The sequence below is a fragment of the Edaphobacter sp. HDX4 genome (assembly GCF_036877565.1).
Lineage (GTDB): Bacteria > Acidobacteriota > Terriglobia > Terriglobales > Acidobacteriaceae > Edaphobacter.
This window is the reverse complement of record NZ_JAEDXW010000093.1, coordinates 1-254: the sequence shown is the minus strand read 5'-3', so window position 1 is coordinate 254 and position 254 is coordinate 1. Positions and strand designations below refer to the sequence as shown.

At 57.1% G+C, this 254-nt stretch carries 1 protein-coding gene; it reads right to left on the bottom strand.

What is annotated here, in order from left to right; translation table 11 throughout:
• The coding region (locus JAO29_RS23215) for an ROK family protein (RefSeq protein ID WP_334270662.1) at window positions 1-237 on the bottom strand (237 nt) is incomplete at its 3' end.
• Between the last annotated feature and the right edge of the window lie 17 nt (window positions 238-254).

Here is a 254-nt window from a genome sequence, read left to right as displayed (position 1 = left end):
CTCGCCGGCCATTCCATTGGAACCGCGCAGGAGTCTTCCATTGGAGAAGATGCCGGTGCCGATACCCTCTGAGACGTTCACGACGACAAGATCATTGAGCCCATCGCTGTCGCCGAACCATACCTCGGACAAGACGCAGGCGTTGGCGACGTTCTCCATCTCCACACGGAGGCCGGTCGCACGATAGATCTTCGATTGGATGCTTTGCATGGGCCAACTCACGTTTGGCGCAAAGATCGGTTTCTTCTGCTTGG